At 67.9% G+C, this 15,741-nt stretch carries 21 protein-coding genes; 6 read left to right on the forward strand and 15 right to left on the reverse strand.

The features are described 5' to 3' along the window. The 6 genes from HCU64_RS18740 to ygfZ all read right to left on the reverse strand — a co-directional run. Positions 1-144, reverse strand: a 144-nt coding sequence (locus HCU64_RS18740) for a 1-deoxy-D-xylulose-5-phosphate synthase N-terminal domain-containing protein (RefSeq protein ID WP_233385899.1), incomplete at its 3' end; no start/stop codon positions are given. A gap of 100 nt (positions 145-244) precedes the next feature. Beyond that, on the reverse strand, positions 245-529 hold the full coding sequence (locus HCU64_RS18745; protein WP_183506454.1) for an exodeoxyribonuclease VII small subunit: 285 nt from the start codon (positions 527-529) through the stop codon (positions 245-247). 81 nt (positions 530-610) lie between these two features. After that, positions 611-1,123, reverse strand: a complete 513-nt coding sequence (locus HCU64_RS18750; RefSeq protein ID WP_233385719.1) for a tyrosine phosphatase family protein — start codon at positions 1,121-1,123, stop codon at positions 611-613. Between the two features lie 7 nt (positions 1,124-1,130). Next, positions 1,131-1,754 (reverse strand): HD family hydrolase, encoded by a 624-nt coding sequence (locus tag HCU64_RS18755; protein WP_233385720.1) that lies wholly within the window; start codon positions 1,752-1,754, stop codon positions 1,131-1,133. Then, positions 1,751-2,368, reverse strand: a complete 618-nt coding sequence (locus HCU64_RS18760; RefSeq protein ID WP_233385721.1) for a DNA-3-methyladenine glycosylase I — start codon at positions 2,366-2,368, stop codon at positions 1,751-1,753. The genes HCU64_RS18755 and HCU64_RS18760 overlap by 4 nt, the downstream gene beginning before the upstream one ends. A gap of 4 nt (positions 2,369-2,372) precedes the next feature. After that, the gene (gene ygfZ / locus HCU64_RS18765) at positions 2,373-3,233 is read right to left on the reverse strand and encodes a CAF17-like 4Fe-4S cluster assembly/insertion protein YgfZ (RefSeq protein WP_233385722.1); all 861 of its coding nucleotides are present in this window, start codon (positions 3,231-3,233) and stop codon (positions 2,373-2,375) included. Between the two features lie 89 nt (positions 3,234-3,322). Between ygfZ and HCU64_RS18770 the strand changes: the two genes are divergently transcribed. Continuing rightward, positions 3,323-4,666, forward strand: a complete 1,344-nt coding sequence (locus HCU64_RS18770; RefSeq protein ID WP_233385723.1) for a dihydroorotase — start codon at positions 3,323-3,325, stop codon at positions 4,664-4,666. 297 nt (positions 4,667-4,963) lie between these two features. Continuing rightward, the gene (locus HCU64_RS18775) at positions 4,964-5,392 is read left to right on the forward strand and encodes a hypothetical protein (protein ID WP_233385724.1); all 429 of its coding nucleotides are present in this window, start codon (positions 4,964-4,966) and stop codon (positions 5,390-5,392) included. 80 nt (positions 5,393-5,472) lie between these two features. On the opposite strand, the gene HCU64_RS18780 is transcribed toward HCU64_RS18775, so the two are convergent. The 5 genes from HCU64_RS18780 to HCU64_RS18800 form a co-directional block, all read right to left on the reverse strand. Beyond that, positions 5,473-5,739 (reverse strand): hypothetical protein, encoded by a 267-nt coding sequence (locus HCU64_RS18780; RefSeq protein WP_442785985.1) that lies wholly within the window; start codon positions 5,737-5,739, stop codon positions 5,473-5,475. Between the two features lie 168 nt (positions 5,740-5,907). Further along, positions 5,908-6,357 (reverse strand): TIGR02301 family protein, encoded by a 450-nt coding sequence (locus HCU64_RS18785; protein WP_233385725.1) that lies wholly within the window; start codon positions 6,355-6,357, stop codon positions 5,908-5,910. Then, complete coding sequence (locus HCU64_RS18790; protein WP_233385726.1) at positions 6,354-6,809, reverse strand: NUDIX hydrolase; 456 nt, start codon at positions 6,807-6,809, stop codon at positions 6,354-6,356. Before HCU64_RS18790 ends, HCU64_RS18785 begins: the two co-directional genes overlap by 4 nt. Beyond that, entirely contained in the window at positions 6,806-8,056 is a 1,251-nt protein-coding gene (locus HCU64_RS18795; protein ID WP_325169996.1) for a hypothetical protein, read from the reverse strand. The genes HCU64_RS18790 and HCU64_RS18795 overlap by 4 nt, the downstream gene beginning before the upstream one ends. 2 nt (positions 8,057-8,058) lie before the next feature. Then, a complete protein-coding gene (locus tag HCU64_RS18800; protein WP_233385903.1) occupies positions 8,059-8,781 on the reverse strand; it encodes an SDR family NAD(P)-dependent oxidoreductase in 723 nt (240 codons plus the stop codon). 385 nt (positions 8,782-9,166) lie between these two features. On the opposite strand from HCU64_RS18800, the gene HCU64_RS18805 reads away from it, so the two are divergent. Then, positions 9,167-10,786, forward strand: coding sequence for a methyl-accepting chemotaxis protein (locus HCU64_RS18805; RefSeq protein ID WP_233385727.1), 1,620 nt, complete (start codon positions 9,167-9,169; stop codon positions 10,784-10,786). 136 nt (positions 10,787-10,922) lie between these two features. On the opposite strand, the gene HCU64_RS18810 is transcribed toward HCU64_RS18805, so the two are convergent. Both HCU64_RS18810 and HCU64_RS18815 read right to left on the reverse strand, forming a co-directional pair. Beyond that, the gene (locus tag HCU64_RS18810) at positions 10,923-11,105 is read right to left on the reverse strand and encodes a hypothetical protein (protein WP_233385728.1); all 183 of its coding nucleotides are present in this window, start codon (positions 11,103-11,105) and stop codon (positions 10,923-10,925) included. Positions 11,106-11,186: 81 nt separating this feature from the next. Further along, positions 11,187-11,870 carry a TetR/AcrR family transcriptional regulator gene (locus HCU64_RS18815; protein ID WP_233385729.1) on the reverse strand — a complete coding sequence of 228 codons (684 nt, stop codon included), beginning with the start codon at positions 11,868-11,870 and terminating at the stop codon, positions 11,187-11,189. Positions 11,871-12,075: 205 nt separating this feature from the next. On the opposite strand from HCU64_RS18815, the gene HCU64_RS18820 reads away from it, so the two are divergent. Continuing rightward, positions 12,076-12,435, forward strand: a complete 360-nt coding sequence (locus tag HCU64_RS18820) for a YybH family protein (protein WP_233385730.1) — start codon at positions 12,076-12,078, stop codon at positions 12,433-12,435. A 19-nt stretch (positions 12,436-12,454) separates the two neighbouring features. On the opposite strand, the gene HCU64_RS18825 is transcribed toward HCU64_RS18820, so the two are convergent. Next, positions 12,455-13,390, reverse strand: coding sequence for a pirin family protein (locus HCU64_RS18825; protein WP_233385731.1), 936 nt, complete (start codon positions 13,388-13,390; stop codon positions 12,455-12,457). A 32-nt stretch (positions 13,391-13,422) separates the two neighbouring features. Next, on the reverse strand, positions 13,423-14,049 hold the full coding sequence (gene pdxH / locus HCU64_RS18830; RefSeq protein WP_325169997.1) for a pyridoxamine 5'-phosphate oxidase: 627 nt from the start codon (positions 14,047-14,049) through the stop codon (positions 13,423-13,425). A 90-nt stretch (positions 14,050-14,139) separates the two neighbouring features. On the opposite strand from pdxH, the gene HCU64_RS18835 reads away from it, so the two are divergent. Next, positions 14,140-14,613, forward strand: coding sequence for an RT0821/Lpp0805 family surface protein (locus tag HCU64_RS18835; RefSeq protein WP_233385733.1), 474 nt, complete (start codon positions 14,140-14,142; stop codon positions 14,611-14,613). Positions 14,614-14,727: 114 nt separating this feature from the next. After that, positions 14,728-15,645, forward strand: a complete 918-nt coding sequence (locus tag HCU64_RS18840) for a DnaJ C-terminal domain-containing protein (protein WP_233385734.1) — start codon at positions 14,728-14,730, stop codon at positions 15,643-15,645. Positions 15,646-15,741 lie beyond the last annotated feature (96 nt).

Raw genomic sequence — 15,741 nt, forward strand, 5'->3', positions numbered from 1 at the left:
CAGATGCCCGCCCGTCACCGAGACGGCATCGATCATCTCCGCGCGCACCGCATCGGCAATCGCCCGAAGCTCGCTCTCAGGACGCTCACGCAAAGCGTCCGGCGTCGGGATGCCGTCGAGGATCGTCTTGTCTACAAGTGCCACCGAACCATCCTCACGTTCGGGTTGAAAAAACACGCGCAAGATCTTGCGCGATTTGAGTGTTTCTTTGGAGCAACGCGTCGGCTGCCATAACTGCCGCTCGCTACTCGACGTCGAGGGGCGCGACCGAGGCCGCTTGGCCATCGGATCCGAGTGTGATCCGCTGGATGCGCGTCTCGGCCTTCTTCAGCAGCGACTCGCAGTGCCGCTTCAGGGCCTCGCCGCGCTCGTAGATTTCGACCGACTTGTCGAGGGGTACGTCGCCTTTCTCGAGTTGTCGCACGATATCCTCGAGCTGCGCGAGCGCTGCCTCGAAGGGCAGGTCTTCGGCCACGGCTTCGGGCGCTACGGGCACGGAGCCCGGCGCGGCGGATCGAGCTGCGTTCATCCCTCACATCCCATTGGCCCGGTTATGCCGGTGCAACTGGAACCATTCAAGCCCACCGGATTACCTGCTGCACCGGGACGTTCACGCCAGGGACACGCCGAACGGCACGCCCTCATAGGCTTCGGCCCCGCGCCCGATGTCGGCAATCGCCGCGATCATGCGGCCGTCGCGCCCCAGCAATCCGTCTGCGATCTCGACGATGAGCCGGTTCGGCGTCGCGGAGGGCGAGAGCCGGCGCAGCTCCTGGGCAACATCGGCCTCGTCGCGATCCGGGCGCAGGGCGCAGACGGCGCTGTAGATCGCCGCCGTCGAGCGGCTGATGCCAGCATAGCAGTGAATGACCAATGGGCGCTCCCGGTCCCAACTCCGCACGAAGTCGAGCAGCGCGCACACATGCGCCTCGGCAGGAAGCACATGGTCTGCCATCGGCGCGGATATGTCGCTGACGCCGAGGGTGAGGTGGCGGCCAGGATCGATCGAGTCCGGGCGCTCGACACGGCTGCCCATGGTGGCAAGCGTGACGAGATGGCTCGCGCCCGTCGCGGCGACGGTCTCGGGTAGCCGCGACAGCGGGCAGGCGTGGAGGCTGGGCATCGAAACCTCAGTTCCGCTCGGCGGCGTGGGCCGAGGCCAGCGCCTCGAACCGGGCCAAGAAGCTCTTCTGCACCTCCGCGGTCGGCCGGCTGATCAGCAGCGCCTCGACCTCGGCGGCGGCCTTCGGCAAGGCGACGGGGCCGAAGAAGCGCCCGGCCTCGTCCTCGGAAAAACCGGCGAGCCGGGTCGCTTCGAGAGAGGCCGCGATGCGATCTGCGCGCTTGACCAGCCGCGCCTGCGAGGGAGTGGGCGCAGGCATGTCGAAGCGACGGCGAATGGCACCGAGCAGCCGGCTTTCCACCGACTTGTAGGCATCCCCGATCGCCGCCTTCAGGGGCGAGATGATGTCGCCGATGACATATTCGGGCGCATCGTGCAGCAGGAGTTCGAGGCGTTGGGCCGCGCCGTCGCCGCCGGGCAACGCGCCGCCGATCGCCTCGACCAGCAGCGAGTGCTGCGCAACCGAGAAGACGTGCTCGCCATGCGTTTGTCCGTTCCAGCGCGCGACGCGGGCGAGACCATGGGCGATGTCGGCGATCTCGACATCGAGCGGCGACGGATCGAGCAGATCGAGGCGTCGGCCCGAGAGCATGCGCTGCCAGGCCCGCGGCGGATTGTTCCGCGCACTCATGTCGTCGCGAGCTTTGCGCAGGCGGTGTGGCGGTGGCAGCCGGCGAGGTGATCGTTGATCATCCCCGTTGCCTGCATGAAGGCGTGGACGATGGTCGGCCCGCAAAAGGTGAAGCCCTTGGCCTTCAGCGCCTTGGAGATCGCCCTCGAGATCTCCGTCTCGGTGGCGATGTCGGCTCGCCTCCGCGCACCCGACTGGACGGGGCGACCATCGACGAAGTCCCAGAGGAAGCGGGAGAAACCGGGACCGGCTTCTTCGATCTCCAGCCACGCGCGAGCGCCAGCGATGGTCCCGACGATCTTGGCGCGGTTTCGGATGATGCCGGCATCCCCCATCAGCCGCTCGACATCGGCCTGCGTGTAGCGAGCGATCCGCTCGGGCTCGAAACCGTCGAAGGCGCGGCGGAAGCCGTCGCGGCGGCGCAGGATCGTGATCCAGGACAGACCGGCTTGGAAACCGTCGAGGATCAGCTTCTCGTAGAGCGCGCGGCCATCGTATTCCGGCACGCCCCATTCGGTATCGTGATAGGCGACGTAGACCGGGTCGAGCCCCGCCCACCAGCAGCGCGGGCAGCCGTCGGGATGCGTGGTGATCAGGCCGGTCTCGTCGGACATCGCGTCAGCCGGCCGCCGCAGCCGTGTCGGCCGGGAAAGCGAAGGTTGCGAAGGCCGGCTTCTCGATGCCGGCGATGCGACCGCCGACGCGCACCGGCTCGCCCGCCGCCAGAGCGTCGCCGAGGCGGTCGAGCCGGATCGTGGCGAGGCCGCGGTTGCCAGCGGTGCTGCCGATCTGGCCGAGGGTCTTGGCACCTGCGGTCACGTCGCTGCCCGGCTCGGGCGTCTGCCCTTCTTCGAAGACGAGGGGCACGATGCGCGTGCGGGCAGTGCCGCGGTGCTGCATACGCGAGACCACCTCCTGGCCCACGTAGCAGCCCTTCCTGAAGTCGACGCCACCGAGTTGGTCCATCAGGGCCTCGTGCGGGAAGGCATCGGCGAAGGCGAAGTCGCGCCCGCCCTCGGGCACGCCGAGGGCAATGCGGTGGGCGTGGTACTCCTGCTCGGTCGCATCCGCCGAGAAGGCGCCCTCGGTGAAGTAAAGTCGATCGCCGAGCCCAGGCAGGCGGCCGTCGCGGACACGGACGGTCTCGGCGCTCGTCTCGGCGCCGTCCCAGGCCGCGGCAACGCCGAGGGTCGGGTCCGCCGCGATCGTGACCTTGGCGCGCAGCTTGTAAAGGGTCAGGCGCTTGACGAGGTCGGGCGCGCGCTCAGCGGTCACGTCGATGCGATACGCATCGGGAGCGGCGCGCGAGATCAGGAAATCGAACTGGATCTTGCCCTGAGGGGTCAGCAGGGCGCCGAGCCGCGCCTCGCCCTCGGGCAGGGTCTCGACGTTGCAGGTGAGGATGCCCTGCAGGAATTCGGTCGCGGGCTCGCCGGTGACCATGACGATGGCGCGGTCCGGCAGCAGGGCGATCGGCATGGAGCCTCCTCGAACGAGCGCCGCGCGATTGCACGCGGCTCATCGCTGACATAAGCCGCCCGCCAGTGAGCCTCAATGTGGAGCGGCGCGTGGCTGAGACACCGTTCGATCTCGTCCTCACCGGCGGCACCGTGGTCAACCAGGATGGCGAGCATCGCGCCGATCTCGGCATCAGGTCAGGGCGCATCGCCGCCATCGGCGATCTCTCCAAGGCGGATGCGCGGGAGCGCCGGGATTGCACCGGCCTCCATCTCCTGCCCGGCGTGATCGACAGCCAGGTCCATTTCCGCGAACCGGGGCTCGACCATAAGGAAGACCTCGAATCGGGCTCGCGGGCTGCCGTGATGGGCGGCGTGACGGCGGTCTTCGAGATGCCGAACACCAAGCCGTTGACGACGAGCGCCGAGGCGCTGGCCGACAAGGTCGCCCGCGCGCACCACCGGATGCACTGCGACTTCGCCTTCTGGGTCGGCGGCACGCACGAGAATGCACACGAGGTGGCGGAGCTCGAGCGGCTGCCGGGCGCGGCCGGGATCAAGGTGTTCATCGGCTCCTCGACCGGCTCGCTCCTCGTCGAGGACGATGCGGGCGTGCGGGAGATCCTCAAGCGCACGCGGCGGCGTGCGGCCTTCCATTCGGAGGACGAGCCGATGCTGCGCGAGCAGAAGGGCCTGCGCGTTCCCGGCGATCCCTCTTCGCATCCGGTCTGGCGCTCGCCCGATGTCGCGGTGAAGGCGACGCGGCGGCTGATCGCCATCGCGCGGGAAACCGGCGCGCGCATCCACATCCTGCACATCTCCACCGCCGACGAGATGCCGATTCTCGCCGAGGCGAAGGATCACGTCAGCGTCGAGGTGACGCCGCACCATCTGACCCTGGATGGCGCAGAGGCCTATCCGCGGCTCGGCACGCTGGTGCAGATGAATCCGCCGGTGCGCGACGTCGCCCATCGGGAGGGGATCTGGCGGGGCGTCGAGCAAGGCATCGCCGACGTGCTCGGCTCGGACCACGCTCCGCACACGCTGGAAGAAAAGGCCAAGGCCTATCCCGACTCGCCGTCGGGCATGACCGGCGTGCAGACTTTGGTGCCGATCATGCTCGACCACGTCGCGGCAGGCCGGCTCTCGCTCGCACGCTTCGTCGATCTGACCAGCGCCGGGCCGAAGCGGCTGTTCGGCATCGCCCGCAAGGGGCGTCTCGCCCTCGGCTACGATGCGGACGTGACCGTGGTGGATCTGAAGCGCCGCGAGACCATTCGCAACGAGTGGATCGCCTCGAAATCGCAGTGGACGCCCTATGACGGCGTCACCGTCACCGGTTGGCCGGTGGGAACGCTGGTCCGCGGCACACCCGTGATGTGGCAGGGTGAGCTCACGAATCCCTCGCTCGGAGAGGCGGTCGTCTTCGAAGAGGCGTTGCCGCCTCTGGCCTGACGCACGGGCCAAGACATTGTGGATAGATCGCGCGCGCCGCCTGCCCAGATCGAGGCAGCCGCGCCATCCAGATCCGCCATTGGCCGCGACCCCAGACTCGCTGTCAGCGTGCATTTTCGCAGATTTTACAACGCCTGAGAAAGGCTGGGATGGCTGTCCTCGTGTGAGGGAGGGCGCCGATCTCCGACGCTTCACTCAACCGCAGGCCGCCCGGACCGGCATCAATCGTCGAATTTTTGCATCCGCGTTAACCAGGAAGCTTGGCTTGTCGCCCAAGATAAAAGGTGGGAGGCTGCGATGCATTCGAACGATAAAAGCATGTACAGCGGCGCATTTGTCTTGGCAGCTTTGTGCCTCGTCACGCTGTTATGGCTGTTCAAGCGGAACGAGCTCGCTCATCAGCCGCACCTCGTCAGCGTCTCTTCGACATCTTTCATGGAAAGGAACAGTGCGGGCGAGCGGATCATGTATCCGCTATTGCATGCACAGGTTGTAGCTCCAGCTCAGGCGGATGTCGCAGATCTCGTCAAGTATGCTGAGAACATCTTCGCCGCAAAATTACGTACCGATGCCGAGGCTCAGGCGAAAAAGATGATCTGGATCACTTTCACCTTTGCGAACTCATCGCAGAATGCCTCAGGCGAGAAGAAGACTTATCGCGAGATCTACGTTCGTGAAGGCGCGAGCTGGCACCGGCTCAGTGGCGGGAACGACATGGTCATCTGACGCAAGCCGCACCAGCCGCTGTCGCGGCATATGCGCAGCGGGCTGGCGCCGGGACGAACCCGAGGTCGCGCGGTTAGCGACTAATGCTGCAGCGTCGTGGTGAACCCGCCGGCTCGGATACGCTCGGGCAGGCCCTCGGCGTAGGACGCCGTCGCCTCTTCGCCATAGGTCGCGACGAGTTCCTGGAAGGCTGCGAACAGGGCGGCCTGAGCCATGCAATCCCCGTCGAGCCCGTCGAGACAGCCCTCAGCGAAAGCCTCCGTCACGAGGCCAAGCGCAACGCGCTTGTCATCGCTATCGGCGTCGTACGTGGCGACGGCGGTGTCCTGGAGCATGGTCTCGCGCATAATTCGGGCCGATCCGTTGTCCGGCGAAGCATTGCGAGGATAGGCAGATCGGGCGGCGCGGGCCAGCAGGGAATTGCGAAGAGGTTAACGCAGACGGCGCAATCGCAACCATTTCGGCAACGAACCGCCGATGTGTCGCGCGCGCAACACACGGACGCCGCGCACTGGTTAACCTCCGTAGCGCCCTGCGATGCCATGGGAGAGGCGCTCGCCCTCGCTGAGGTAGCGGGCACTGGCCTCGGTCGCCGATGGCGTGCAGATTCGGTAAGTGAGGGCATAGCCGCGGTAGCCGCGGTTGTAGGCACCAGCGAGTCGGTCGCGGCGATTGGGCGTGACCCCTTCGGATTCGAGAATCGATTTCATCCGTTCGGGCCATTCGCCGGCATCCCTCGCGCCGCAGAGCCCGCGCAGGAAGGCGAGCGCTCCGATGATCTCGGAGAGCCGCTGAAGGTCGCGATCATAGGGCGCAGGCGCCGGCTCGGCCGGGGGAGGAGGCTCCTTCTCGGCGGCCTTCGGCTGCTGCCGCGCCGGCGCGGCTCGCTGCTGCGCGCAGGCGGGAACGACCGGTGCCACGGCCAGCAGGCCCGAGAGCAGGATCGGCCCGAGCCCGCGTATCATTGGGATGCCCCCTCGACGCAGGCGAACGCCTCGGCGAGCGTGCCGGCGAGACCCGGAGTCGTCTCCAGCCCGGCGACCTCGTCGAGCCGCGCCCAACGCACACCGAGCGCCTCGGGGCCGGGCTCCGGCTCCCCGGAAACCCAAGTCGCGGCATGAGGGAGGATGACGTAGTGGTGGCGGCTGCGGCCATCCTCGTCCCTGATGATGATCTCCGTCGGCGTCAGGCTCGGCCCGACCACCTCGGCGAGAACGCCGACCTCCTCCTGCAGCTCCCGCAGAGCCGCCTGCGCCAGTGGCTCACCGGCCTCCACCAGGCCGCCGGGCAACGTCCAGACACCGCGCATCGGTTGATTGGCGCGCGCAGCGAGCAGCACGCGCCCGTCACGGATCACGGCGATGGACACGCCAATCATCGGGCGGCCGGGAAACAGCCGATCGTCGCCCTCCGTCATGGCCGGACGCTCGCTCCGGCGCTTGCGCCGGCCACGGCCAGCCGGCCGTCGGCGAGCCCGACGAGCACGCGGGCTCGGTCGCCACGGCCGAGCACCGCAACGCCGAGCGCCGCCGGCCCAGGCAAGAGGACGCGCGCCCGCTCCGCGATGCTGCCATTCAGAGAGACGATCGCGAGAGTCGTCCTGTCGGATGCCGGCAGCGCAAGGTCGGCAGCCTTGCCCGGCTCACCTGGAATGACGGCGGCAAAGTCGATGTCGGCTGTCGGGCCGGCATAGCCCGGCGCCTCCGCGACGAGGCTGAAAGCCCCTGTCGCATAGGACCAGAGCTGGAGCACGCCGGCTGCGTCAGGCTCACGAATGGTGGCGAATTGTGGTCGCCCCTTGCCGGAAAAATCGCCAACACCCGCGAGAGAAAGCGTCGACGCTCCGGCCTGCGGCGGCGTCCGGGCGGCGATGGTCCAATTCCCGCCGGCGTCCTTCTCCGCAAGCGCCAGCGCGGAGGCGGCTCCCGGCCCTGCCGTCACGGCGAGGACGACCGCCTTGCCATCGACGAGCGCGATGCGCGGTCGTCGGGCGGCGAAAGCTTGGTCGGCCCCCGGTGCGAGCGTGACCGTTGCCATCGGCACGGCCTTCGGCTCGCTCGTCGTTCCCAGCGGCTGACGCTCGCGCAGGGTCAGCCCGGCAGCCTGCTCGGCACCACCGATGGCCCCGGTGAGATAGGCACTGAGCGGACCCGACAGCGCCCGGCGCGAGCCCGGCACGGCTCCACGCGGCGTCTCGGAGGCGACGAGACCTTCGATCGCCTCGGCTCCGATCAGCGTGGTCTTCACGCCATCGCCGTCGAGACTGAGCACGGCCCCGCCATCGTCGCCCCAGACCACGGCCACCGGAGCGACTTCGGTCTCGTCAGGGGCCGGTGCCGGCGGCGCTTTCGGATCAGCACTTGCCGGCTTCGGGCGGGCGATAGGCAGGAGGCCCGAGGTGGCGACGGCAAGCGAGACCTCGCTGCCGGGGCCACGCATCGCCTTCACCTTGAAGGGCAGGTCGATGACGCTGGCGCCCGCCGCAGGCTCTTCAGCGGCGGCGGCACCGGACAGGGCGAGCAGGAGAATGGCGGCGAGGCGGCTTCTGCTCGCACCGTCTTTGCGGGCGCAGCGCAGCGATCCGGGACCCTCACGGTGCGGGTGCGCCTTTGGCTTGCTTCGCCTTTGGCTCGCAGCGACGGTGGAGAATCCGATCGAGCCCACCTTCAAACGTGCTGCCCGCCGTTGATGTGGAGTTCCGCGCCGTTCACGTAGGACGAGGCCTCGGTGCAGAGGAAATAGATCGCCTTGGCGACCTCGTCCGGCGTACCGAGACGGCGCTGCGGGATCTTTTTAACGATCTCGTCGGTGCCGGGCGACAGGATCGACGTATCGATCTCGCCGGGAGAGATTGCGTTCACGCGCACGCCGAGCGGCCCGAAATCCTCGGCCATTTCGCGCGTGAGTCCGGCGAGCGCCGATTTCGAGGTGCCGTAGGCGGCCCCCGCGAAGGGGTGCACGCGCGAACCCGCGATCGAGGTGACGTTGACGATCGAGCCCTTGGCGCGGGTCAGTTCCTGGCGAAGCCCTTGCGCCAGCAGGATCGGCGCGAAGAAGTTCACCTGGAAGACGCGCGCCCAATCGGCATAGTCGGTGGCAAGGGCCCCGAGACGCTCTCCGCCGGGGCCCTTCGGCGAGATGCCGGCATTGTTGACCAAGGCGTGCAGCATGCCGCCCTCGGCCTCAAGGCGGCCGGCGACCTCTCGCACGCCGCGGACCGTGTCCTCGGCATCGGCGAGGTCGACCTGGAGATGGTCCTCGGGACCCATCTCCCAGGGGCAATTTTCAGGAAAGGGATGGCGCGAGCAGGTGATCACGCGCCAGCCTGCTGCCGAAAAGCGTTTCACGGTGGCATGGCCGATCCCGCGGCTCGCACCGGTGAGCAGCATGATGCGCCGACGATCGTTGGACTGGGCCAAGGCCGCTCCTTCAGTCCCGGCATGCGCCCATGGAGGCGGGTCTACCGCTGACATCGACAGGTCTAGGCTGCGTGAGGTTCAAAATCCAGCACCCTGCCGCGCTGCAGCGAGAACCTTGCACGTTGATCGCGTCGATGCGCGTACACGGGCGAGGGAACCATTCTTGCAACCTTTCGCAGCAAACCGGTGCACCGCGCGACCATTGATGCTGCGGTGCCGGCTCGATCATTGAGGCTGCGGGCATTGCCGGTTAGGCCGGATCGAGCCGCGCGAACGATCTGAGCGTCGCCGAGCGGCGTCTTTCGGGAAACGCTGCCCGAAATGGACTGCGATACCGAGGGGAGCTGGCACAAGCATGGCGATGACGTTCGGCCTCAACCGCTCCCTCGGCGGCGCCATCGGCGCCATCGCGCTGGTATCGGTCCTCAGCAGCGGCGCGGTCCTGGTCACGATGACGCAGTTGCACGAGGCCACCGAGGCGCGCGCTCGCTCGACGCGGGTGATCCGCGGCCTCGATGCTTTCCGGACAGCCATGCTCAACCAGGAGACCGGCCTTCGTGGCTACCTCATCACCGGCCGGGACAGCAGCCTCGAACCCTATCGCGCCGGCCGGGCCGCCTTCGAAGAGACCATCGGTCGCCTGGGCAGCCTGATCGGCGACGATGCCGAGCCGGCGCGCATGCTGGCCGACGCCGTGACGGCCGCGCGAAGCTGGCAGGCGAATATCGGTGAGGCCGCCGTGCGAAAAGCGGCCGATCCGTCGACACGTCCCGAGGCCGTCCAGATCGAGGCCGATGGATCGGGCAAGCAGTTCTTCGACACTCTCCGCGCGCGGCTCACATCCATCGAGGCCCTCGAGGAGGGGACACGAACGAGGCAGAACGAGTACCTCGTGCGAGCCGAGCGCAATGCGAGTCTCGCCCTCTGGGGCGGGATGCTGCTGACCCTGCTGATCTGCTTGGGCATCGGGATCGCGATCAATCGCTTGATCGTCCGGCCGCTTCTGGATGTCGCCGCCTTTGTCGGACGGATCGGCGAGGGCGACCTGACGGGGCGTGTCGCCACGAAGGATCGCAACGAAATAGGCCGTCTCGGCATCACGCTGAACGGGATGGTCGGCGGCCTTGCGGAACTGGCGCGCACCAACCGCTCGGCCACCCTCGACCTCAACGCCGCCGCCGCCGAGATCCGGGCCTCGGCCCAGGAGCAGGCGGCCAGCGTCGAGGAGCAGTTCGCCGCCGTGCAGGAGACAGCCGCCACTGTCGACGAGATCACCCATTCCGGCGCGCAGATCTCCAAGCGCGCCACCGATGTCATCGCCTCGGCTCAGGCGTCCGCCCAGACCGCGCGACAGGGGCTACGGGCAGCCTCCGACACGGCAAAGGCCATGGAGCTGATCCGCGAGCAGGGCGAGGCGGTGGCCGGCAACATCGTCGCCTTGAGCGAGAAGACCCAGGCGATCGGCGAGATCATCACCACGGTCAACGACATCTCCGAGCGCACGCACCTGCTCTCGCTCAACGCCGCCATCGAGGCGGCCGCCGCTGGCGAGAGCGGGCGCAGCTTCGCCATCGTCGCGGCCGAGATGAAGTTGCTGGCCGATCAGGCCAAGGCCGCCACGGTGCAGGTCCGCTCGATCCTCTCGGAGATCCAGCGCGGCATCAATTCGTCGGTGATGCTAACGGAAGAGGCGGTCAAACGCGCCGCCACCGGCAAGACCCGCACGGATGCCACGGTGCGCACCATCGAGGAGATGGCCGCTCGGGTGGACGAGGGCGTGCAGACCTTCCAGCAGATCGTCGCCTCGACGAACCAGCAGCAACTCGGCATCGAGCAGGTGATGGGAGCGCTCCAGAACATCCGCCAGGCGAGCCAGCAGACGGCCGCCGGCACCCGCGAGGTCGAAATGGCCTCGGCCAACCTCACCGAGCTGGCGCAGGGCCTGATGGCCCTCGCCGAACGCTATCGGATCTGAAAGCCGCGGGCGCGAGGTTCGGCATGGCGCAGCCACCGTGTCGCCACTCTGGATCGAAAGGACCCGCCGAGGGGCCAATGCCAGCTCGGCGGGTCCGGATATCGAGGCGCCTAGAGCGCGTTTGCCACTGTTGAGATCAGGGCTTGGGTGCTGCCGGCTTCGGCGCGTCGGGATTTGCCGCAGGCGGCGTGGTCGGCGCGGTGCTCGCCGGTGGAGAAGCGGGAGGCGGCGGGGGTGGGGGTGGCGGAGCCTTCTTCTCGTCCTTGCAACCGGCGAGAGCCAGAAGCCCGGCTACGGGCAGCAGGTAACGGAATTTCATGACGTCCCTCCACGTTATTGGGACTTCAGCAACGCCCAAGCCCGCGAGTCGGTTCGGATCGGCCCGCGAACAGCGCTGCAGCTAGCGTCTCGCTGCGAGTTCCGGAATCGACCGGACGACCTCGGGCATCCCGCCAAGAAAGACGCGCACGTCGTCGGCGATGGTCTGCGTCAGGTCCGAGGGAATGACGCCGCCATAGACGAATTTTCGGATGGCCAGGTAGAACACCTTGCCATGGAGGGCCCAGACGGCCTCCACCTCCCGCTCGCTCAGCGGAACCTCTGTGACGGCGGGGAGGGCGAGGTTCTGCCGGACCTCCTCGGCGATCGGCAGGATCAGCTCGTCGCGCACGGTTGCGAGGTAGCGCGGGGCGATGTCGTAGCCTTTCAGGCCAGAAAACACGAAGATGCGCACCCACTCGTAGTCGAAGACCCGAGCTGCATAATCGCCGTAGAAGCGCAGCAACCGGTCTTCGAGGGAAAGCGCGCGATCCCGGATGAGGCTGTTCCAGCCTGAATCCCAGCGGCTCACATAGACGTGCTCGTAAACGCGATCGACCAGTGCTTCTTTCGTCGGAAAGTAGCGGAAGATCGCCGAGTGCGTGATGCCGAGGCCGCGCGCGAGTTCGCGCGTTTGGCCCTCGAAGCCATGCTCGGCGAAAAATCGCGTCGCGCCTTCGACAATCAGACGCTCGCGCTCGGCCGCAGGCAGATGGCGGCGCTTGCGCTCGCCCGGCTCGATGGCTTCGTCGCGATCTTGCGCCACGCTCGATCCCTTCCGCGAACCAGCGTCATCGCCCTTGTTTGTGACCATTTGGTCACTTCTGTTGACGCGCGGCGGCCGCCTCGGTACTCGTTGTAACCAAGCGGTCACGACCAGTCGATATGCGGCTTGCCCGAGGGCAGGCCGTCATGGACTTCGCCGTCACGACCGCCGCTTCCGCAACCCGAATTCACTGGAGATCCATCGCATGACTGCGCATGTTCAAACTGCTGCCGACCGTTGGGACGAAGCCTTCAACGGCGGCGATACCGGCAAGCTCGCGACCTTCTACAGCTCGGACGCGCGCGTGGTGCCGGCCGGCGGCAAGCCCGTCGATGGTCCGAGCGCCATCGGCGCCTTCTTCGCCGACCTGCGCGCCAAGGGCTTCGACGGGCACAAGATCACGGTCCAGTCGGTGCTCGAGCGCGATACCGTCCTCGTCGCCTCCGGCACCTGGGCGCTGACCGGCCCGGGCGAGGGCGGCCAGCAGCAATACAGCGGCAACTGGGTGAACGTGATCGAGCGCCGGGGCGACGACCTGCGCGTCCTGCTGCACAGCTGGAACTGAGGCGGGCCTCGCCGGCCGATCAGCCGGGCAGGGGAATGAACTCCGCCCGGTCGTCGGCCGGCAGGTCGAACTGGCCCTGCCCCCAGGCACCGCGCCGCCACTCCTCCTTGGCCGCCTCGATCTTGTCGCGGCTCGACGAGACGAAGTTCCACCAGACGTAGCGCGGCCCGTTCAGGGTCGCGCCACCCAGCGCCATGAGCCGCGCGCCCTGCGGGCCGGCGGCGACGGTGATGGCGTCACCGGGCCGGAAGACCATCATCCGGCCTGCCTCGAAGACCTGGCCGGCAATCGAGACCGAGCCCTCGACGATGTAGAGACCGCGATCCTCGTGGTCGTTCGGGAGCGGCAGGCGTGCTCCGGCCTCAAGAACCACGTCGGCATAGAAGGTGTCGGTGAAGACGCTGGCAGGCGCCGTCTCGCCATAGGCACGGCCGAGAATCAGTCGCAGCCGCACGCCGTCGCTCTCGATGACCGGCAGCGTGTCCTTGCCGTGATGCTCGAAGCTCGGTGCGACCTCCTCCTTGTCCTCGGGCAGGGCCACCCAGGTCTGGATGCCGTAGAGGCTGTGCGGCGCGAGACGCGTCGCCTCCGAGGTGCGTTCGGAATGGGTGACGCCGCGGCCGGCCACCATCCAGTTCACGGCGCCAGGCAGGATGGTCTGGTTCGAGCCGACGCTGTCGCGATGCTGGAACTCGCCGCGATAGAGATAGGTCACGGTGGCGAGGCCGATATGCGGGTGAGGGCGCACGTCGACGCCTTTCCCAGTGATGAATTCCGCCGGACCCGCCTGATCGAAGAACACGAACGGCCCGACCATCTGGCGCTTCGGTGAGGGCAGGGCGCGGCGCACCTCGAACCCGCCAAGGTCGCGGGCGCGTGGCACGATCAGCGTCTCGATCGCGTCGACTCCGACTGCATCGGGGCAGCCGGGCTCCAGGGCCGGGTTCCAACTCATCGCTCGACCTCGCTCGCTTGCCGGGGATCGCCTCAGGGATAGAGCCGGACGCCCTTCCAGCCCTCGCCGTCCCGCGTGAACCGCACGCGATCATGCAGCCGGAAATCGCCATTCTGCCAGAACTCCATCTGGACGGGAGCGAGCCGGAAACCCGACCACGTCTCCGGGCGCGGGATCTGCCCGTCGCCGTATCGCTCCGAGAGCGCGTCCACCGCTGCGATCAGCGTCGGGCGGTCGGCCAGCGGCCGCGATTGCAGGCTGGCGATCGCACCGAGGCGGCTCTCGCGGCGGCGACTGGCGAAATAGGCATCCGCCTCCTCTGTCGTGACCGGGCTCACCGGGCCACGAGCACGGATCTGCCGGCCCAGCGACTTCCAGTAGAACACCACGGCGGCTTGTGGATTGCGGGCAAGCTGCTCGCCCTTCGCCGAGCCGAGATTGGTGTAGAACACCAGCCCAGCCTCGTCGGCGCCTTTCAGCAGCACCGTGCGCACGTCGGGCAAGCCGTCAGCATCGGCCGTGGCGAGCTGCATCGCGTTGGGATCGTTGGGTTCTGCGGCCTCCGCCTCCCCCATCCAAACGGAAAACAGCTGCCAGGGATTTCGCGCGAGCGTGAAGTCCGCCGGCAGTCCGGACTCATCCTCTCTTAACCGATCCACGCTCTACTCCTTTGACGTGACATCCGGGTCGGGGGGCACCGACGTGGAGCGCCGAAGCGTCGGTCACGGGGTGTGGCGAGTTCAGGTGTAATGCGTTTTCGCGAGTGTAAAGCCCCTGCCGGTTGGCGATTGGCCGCGCTGGGTCTGATCGTGTCGGCGCTCTGCGGCTGCAGTGGGCCGATCCTGTCGTTCCAGGCGGAGCAGCAGGACGAAGCCGTTCGCGAGCCCGTCAGCACTGGAAGCATCACCAAGGCCCCGACCACGTTCGGCAAGGATCTCGGCGACGAGGATTGGCGCCGGGCCCACGCCGCCCTCGCCGTGGCGCTCGATCCGCAAGGCAATGGCAAGCCGGTCAAGTGGGAGAACCCGGAGACCACGATGCGCGGTTCGGTGAACCCGACCGGGCTTCCCTATGTCGCGAACGACGAGATCTGCCGGGACTTCCTCGCATCCGTGGTCGCGCCGACCACGAGCCGCTTCGTGCGCGGCACGGGCTGCAAGCCGTCGGGCGGCGCCTGGGAGTTGAAGCGCCTGAAGGCCTCGGCCAAGCCCGCCACGACCTGATCGTCGCCAACCCGCGGCGCGTGATGTTGCGAAAGGGCCACTCCGACCCCACGTTGAACGGCTGACCACGAGGCCGTATCCGTACGGCTCGATTGCGCTTGGACATCACTCTGGATGCGAAACCCCTACGACGTGCTCGGCGTGCCGAAGGGCGCGAGTGAGGCCGAGATCAAGAAGGCCTTCCGCAAGCTCGCCAAGGCCTACCACCCCGACTCGAACAAGGACCCCAAGGCCAAGGAGCGGTTCGCCGAGGCGAACACCGCCTACGAGGTCGTGGGCGACAAGGATAAACGCGCCCAGTTCGACCGTGGCGAGATCGACGCCGAGGGCAAACCGCGCGCGACCGGATTCGAGGGCTTTTCCGGCTTCGGCGGCGGACGCGGCGGCGGTGGCGGCTTCGATTTCGAGCACATGCAGCGCGCGCGCGGCGGCATGGGCGAGGATATCTTCTCGTCGCTGTTCGGCGAGGCCTTTCGCGCGGGCGGCGCCGGACCAGGAGCGGGGCGCGGGCCGATGCGCGGGGACGACGTCCAGGCCGAGCTTTCCGTTACGCTCGAGCAGATTGCGGCGGACGAAAAGCTGCGCCTGACGCTGCCGGGTGGGCGGGGGGTCGACGTCATGATCCCCAAGGGTGTCGTCGACGGCCAGACCATCCGGCTGCGCGGCCTTGGCGGGCAGGGTGGTCCGCGCTCGGAGCCGGGTGACGCCCTTCTGACCATTCGCGTCAAGCCGCACGACCGCTTCAAGGTCGAGGGCGCGGATCTGCGCGTGAGCGTCGAGTTGCCGCTCGAAGATGCCGTCCTCGGCGGCGCATTGCGCGTGCCGACTCTCACCGGCGCCGTCGAAATGAAGATCCCGGCCATGACCAGCTCCGGCCGCTCCTTCCGCCTGCGCGGCAAGGGCCTTCCGAAGAAGGATGGCAGTCGCGGCGATCTCATCGCAACCACCGCCATCGTGCTGCCGACTGGAGACGATGCTGCACTCGCCGACTACGCGACGCGCCGGCGCGAGGCGAAGGCCGGGGCCGCCTGAGCCGATGTCCTGTGGCGGCGCGAGGCTTTCCCCTGCGGCGGGCCTCCGCTAAGGATGCCGGCCGCCCGGCCGTCCCTCGGCTAGGGCGGTGACGCG

The organism is Methylobacterium sp. C25 (assembly GCF_021352225.1).
Classification (GTDB): domain Bacteria; phylum Pseudomonadota; class Alphaproteobacteria; order Rhizobiales; family Beijerinckiaceae; genus Methylobacterium.

Coding starts and splice junctions, on each gene's coding strand:
- HCU64_RS18745 (WP_183506454.1), bottom strand. CDS start 529: ATGAACGCAGCTCGATCCGCCGCGCCGGGCTCCGTGCCCGTAGCGCCC.
- HCU64_RS18750 (WP_233385719.1), bottom strand. CDS start 1,123: ATGCCCAGCCTCCACGCCTGCCCGCTGTCGCGGCTACCCGAGACCGTC.
- HCU64_RS18755 (WP_233385720.1), bottom strand. CDS start 1,754: ATGAGTGCGCGGAACAATCCGCCGCGGGCCTGGCAGCGCATGCTCTCG.
- HCU64_RS18760 (WP_233385721.1), bottom strand. CDS start 2,368: ATGTCCGACGAGACCGGCCTGATCACCACGCATCCCGACGGCTGCCCG.
- ygfZ (WP_233385722.1), bottom strand. CDS start 3,233: ATGCCGATCGCCCTGCTGCCGGACCGCGCCATCGTCATGGTCACCGGC.
- HCU64_RS18775 (WP_233385724.1), top strand. CDS start 4,964: ATGCATTCGAACGATAAAAGCATGTACAGCGGCGCATTTGTCTTGGCA.
- HCU64_RS18780 (WP_442785985.1), bottom strand. CDS start 5,739: ATGCGCGAGACCATGCTCCAGGACACCGCCGTCGCCACGTACGACGCC.
- HCU64_RS18785 (WP_233385725.1), bottom strand. CDS start 6,357: ATGATACGCGGGCTCGGGCCGATCCTGCTCTCGGGCCTGCTGGCCGTG.
- HCU64_RS18790 (WP_233385726.1), bottom strand. CDS start 6,809: ATGACGGAGGGCGACGATCGGCTGTTTCCCGGCCGCCCGATGATTGGC.
- HCU64_RS18800 (WP_233385903.1), bottom strand. CDS start 8,781: ATGCTGCTCACCGGTGCGAGCCGCGGGATCGGCCATGCCACCGTGAAA.
- HCU64_RS18805 (WP_233385727.1), top strand. CDS start 9,167: ATGGCGATGACGTTCGGCCTCAACCGCTCCCTCGGCGGCGCCATCGGC.
- HCU64_RS18810 (WP_233385728.1), bottom strand. CDS start 11,105: ATGAAATTCCGTTACCTGCTGCCCGTAGCCGGGCTTCTGGCTCTCGCC.
- HCU64_RS18820 (WP_233385730.1), top strand. CDS start 12,076: ATGACTGCGCATGTTCAAACTGCTGCCGACCGTTGGGACGAAGCCTTC.
- HCU64_RS18825 (WP_233385731.1), bottom strand. CDS start 13,390: ATGAGTTGGAACCCGGCCCTGGAGCCCGGCTGCCCCGATGCAGTCGGA.
- HCU64_RS18835 (WP_233385733.1), top strand. CDS start 14,140: ATGCGTTTTCGCGAGTGTAAAGCCCCTGCCGGTTGGCGATTGGCCGCG.
- HCU64_RS18840 (WP_233385734.1), top strand. CDS start 14,728: ATGCGAAACCCCTACGACGTGCTCGGCGTGCCGAAGGGCGCGAGTGAG.